Genomic DNA, 2,842 nt, shown 5'->3' on the forward strand with positions numbered 1-2,842 from the left:
AGGCGCACGGCATGCAGGGCCGCCACCGTGGCCCCCACCCCCAGTTCCTCTCCAGCCAGGCTCATGCCCGTGAGCCCCCCGGCGCGGCCCCCAGAAGCCCTGCGGTCAGCTTGATCCCCAACAGCCGACTGCTACAGGCGCCCACCAGGATCCCTGCCGCCAGAAGGGCGAGGGTGATAAACAGAGCCGGTCGCCAGAGGTGGCGCATCTCTTGCAGGGTGGCGGCGGTCAGGCCCGAACCAATTATGATGCCCACGGCAATTTCCAGCACGGTGCGCGTCCCCGTGGGCCAATGGATGGGGGGCAGGTTGGGAATCAGACTCGCCAGGGCCGCCCCCAACAAGGCCCCCACAAGGGGAGCGGCCGGAATCCGGGTGCCGAGGGCCAGAAGCCCCAACCCTGACCCTGCCAGAACCGTAACCAGTCCGGGCAGATGCTTGACGTTGTCCATCCAGTTTCCATACCTCCCTGTATTCTGTTGCCAAGTCGTCCTGCTTGAGTGGGTAGCCCATGGCCCCGGATTGCCGGTCAAGGTGTCAGAATGGTAAGAAAGCGAAGCCATGGAAATGCTCTCCGTCTCTGCTTCGACCATCGCCTTTTCCGAGCAGGACCACCAACTGGAAAAGCTGGAGTTTGCACTGGCTCTTGCGGTTTCAGAAGGTTGCCATGACAAGGCTCATCACCTTCGCTCCTGTATTGAAGCGTTGGGGGACCACGGCGAGGAACCCGGAACCTGAGGCTGACTGCCCCGTTGTCTGGGGCGTCTGTCCATAGTGATCTCATCCACCCATGACCACGCTTTCTGCTGCAAGCGATAAGGCCAGATTGCTTGACGAGGCCCGTCGTCTCTTTGGCCAGGCGGAGTTGAGGGCAGCGGCAGGGGATCTTCAGCAGGCGGCGGAGTTGATTGTTCGTGGTCTCCACTGCGAACATCGCGCCTCCCGGCTGGGTCCCCAGGTCCTTCGCTTGATCAAGTCTTCATGAGCCACGGTCCCGCCAGTCGTTCCCTGCTATCCGGACGGCTTTTGCCAGCCACCTTGAGCTTTATCGCCCTGCTCTGGATTGTCCATCTTCTGAGGATTGCTCTGGCGTTTCTGGGCTTGATCCCCAGCCATACTTCCGCCCAGATCTTCGGCATCCATCCCGGCAGCGGGATAACAGGTCTCTGGACCATTTTTACGGCTCCCCTGATCCACGGGGACTGGGGGCATTTGTTGGGCAATAGCGGCTCGTTGCTGATTCTGGGCAGCCTGGTGGGTCTTCAGGGTCCGGGCCAACTGTGGACGGTGTCTATCGTCAGCGCCTTGACGTCGGGCCTGGGGATCTGGCTGGTTGCCCCCCACCACACGGTACATTTGGGGGCCAGCGGCATCGTCTTTGGCTACCTGGGCGTTCTGCTCCTCATGGGCTGGTTTCAGCGGCGCCCCCTGAGCATCCTGTTCTCCATTGCCTGTCTGTTTTTGTTTGGGAAAATGGTTGTGGGACTGTTTCCGGGGACGCCAGGGGTGTCCTGGCAGGGCCATCTGTTCGGATTTCTGGGGGGTGTGCTGGCAGCTCGCTTGACGGCCCGAAACCCGGCGCCGTAGACAGAGCGGTTGTTTAACCGGTCAGCAGTGGGGAAGGATAAGCAGCCGCGGATGGTCTTGGGGCAAGGTATCCTTGCCTTGGCCAGACGTCGGGGTGTACGGGGTTTTACCGTCAATGACGCCGTCTTGGAATTGGAGCATTCTCCCGAGACGATTCGCCTGGAGTTGGAGAAGTTGATGAAGGAAGATTGCCTCTACGTCACCAACGACCTGAAGGGGCGAATCATTTATCGGGAGCCTTGACGGCCGATTGTATTTCGTGACGGTCGCTTCACTTGGCGCCATCCTTTGCGGCCATGGCCTGAATACAGGTCAGCATCGGCAACAGCGCCATCCCCAACCCCAGGCCCACCAGCCCAAGCACACCCTCGCCTTATCCAGAACCGGGGTTATCCTGGCCAGGGGAAGCGTTCTCGCTCTTAGACCTCTACGATCCGTGAACAGACACCCGTGGTCCGGCCACGGATGGGATTCCACTTGATCTCTGTTGTTGTCCCTGGCCCATGGATCTTCCTGCCCACCTCAACGCCGCCCGCCGCCAATGCGCCACAGCGCTGGAGGCGGCATTGGCGGATGGCCTCACCCGCCTGCAAGTGGATTTGCGTTTTGAAGGGCTGCGTTGGCCTGCCGTTGCCCAGGGGCTGTGCGAGGCGTTGCAACACCAGCGGCGGCCCGTTGTGCTGGCTTTTGCCGATATGGGGGCAGCAGCCCTGGCCCGGCGGGATTTCGGCCTCTCGGCGGCCCAAGCCCTCACCTTTGCGGATCTCGGCGCCGGCCGCTGGCCGGATCATGCTGCCCTGTGCGTCGCCGTGACACCCGCTGCCCCTGATTACACGGCCTTTGAAAATGCCTGCACGGCCCTTGGGGAGAACCCCGTCATTGCCCTGAATCCACGGCTGGAGGATGCTGCGGTTGGCATCGGCAGCGTTGCCCGGGCCCGCCGGCGCGGCTTTCTGGCCCTCTGGCGCGTGGTGTATGGGCTCTATCCCCTGGAGCAGGCCGCCCTGGCCTATGCCCACCCCGGCCCCTGGCGGCTGTTCCGGGAAGACCCCGACGGCTTCCGCCTTGCGGCCTCTCTCCCCAACCGCCCGGATGGGGACGCCATGGACCAGCTTCTGGGCAAGAGTCGCCCAGGCGCAGGGCTGGCCAAGGCGGCGGACGACCTGCTGCAACAGGTGGGATAAGCAAGACGCCAGCTACACCGCCCGTGGAATCACCTGTGTTGCCGTGAGGCGGCCGTCCTCCATCTCCAGCAA

Annotated in this window: 6 protein-coding genes; 5 read left to right on the top strand and 1 reads right to left on the bottom strand. The window is 62.9% G+C overall.

The features are described 5' to 3' along the window. Positions 1-61 precede the first annotated feature (61 nt). On the bottom strand, positions 62-451 hold the full coding sequence (locus BG35_RS11115; RefSeq protein WP_051506227.1) for an AbrB family transcriptional regulator: 390 nt from the start codon (positions 449-451) through the stop codon (positions 62-64). 109 nt (positions 452-560) lie between these two features. Here BG35_RS11115 and BG35_RS13380 point away from each other — a divergent pair, with 109 nt between their 5' ends. The 5 genes from BG35_RS13380 (at position 561) to BG35_RS0108645 (ending at position 2,770) form a co-directional block, all read left to right on the top strand. Next, the gene (locus tag BG35_RS13380) at positions 561-737 is read left to right on the top strand and encodes a DUF8683 family protein (RefSeq protein WP_173399751.1); all 177 of its coding nucleotides are present in this window, start codon (positions 561-563) and stop codon (positions 735-737) included. Positions 738-789: 52 nt separating this feature from the next. Then, positions 790-984 carry a hypothetical protein gene (locus tag BG35_RS13385; protein WP_152535252.1) on the top strand — a complete coding sequence of 65 codons (195 nt, stop codon included), beginning with the start codon at positions 790-792 and terminating at the stop codon, positions 982-984. Next, complete coding sequence (locus tag BG35_RS0108630) at positions 981-1,586, top strand: rhomboid family intramembrane serine protease (protein WP_025782504.1); 606 nt, start codon at positions 981-983, stop codon at positions 1,584-1,586. Before BG35_RS13385 ends, BG35_RS0108630 begins: the two co-directional genes overlap by 4 nt. 78 nt (positions 1,587-1,664) lie before the next feature. After that, the gene (locus BG35_RS0108635; protein WP_161632584.1) at positions 1,665-1,829 is read left to right on the top strand and encodes a hypothetical protein; all 165 of its coding nucleotides are present in this window, start codon (positions 1,665-1,667) and stop codon (positions 1,827-1,829) included. A gap of 260 nt (positions 1,830-2,089) precedes the next feature. Further along, positions 2,090-2,770: a DUF1995 family protein gene (locus tag BG35_RS0108645; protein ID WP_025782506.1), complete on the top strand. Its 681-nt coding sequence runs from the start codon at positions 2,090-2,092 to the stop codon at positions 2,768-2,770. The last annotated feature ends 72 nt before the right edge of the window (positions 2,771-2,842 follow it).

Source organism: Candidatus Synechococcus spongiarum SH4, assembly GCF_000586015.1.
Lineage (GTDB): Bacteria > Cyanobacteriota > Cyanobacteriia > PCC-6307 > Cyanobiaceae > Synechococcus_B > Synechococcus_B spongiarum_F.

Bases quoted from the DNA above. Each gene is read 5' to 3' on its own strand.
- BG35_RS0108630 (WP_025782504.1), top strand. From the start codon at position 981: ATGAGCCACGGTCCCGCCAGTCGTTCCCTGCTATCCGGACGGCTTTTG.
- BG35_RS0108645 (WP_025782506.1), top strand. From the start codon at position 2,090: ATGGATCTTCCTGCCCACCTCAACGCCGCCCGCCGCCAATGCGCCACA.
- BG35_RS13380 (WP_173399751.1), top strand. From the start codon at position 561: ATGGAAATGCTCTCCGTCTCTGCTTCGACCATCGCCTTTTCCGAGCAG.
- BG35_RS11115 (WP_051506227.1), bottom strand. From the start codon at position 451: ATGGACAACGTCAAGCATCTGCCCGGACTGGTTACGGTTCTGGCAGGG.
- BG35_RS13385 (WP_152535252.1), top strand. From the start codon at position 790: ATGACCACGCTTTCTGCTGCAAGCGATAAGGCCAGATTGCTTGACGAG.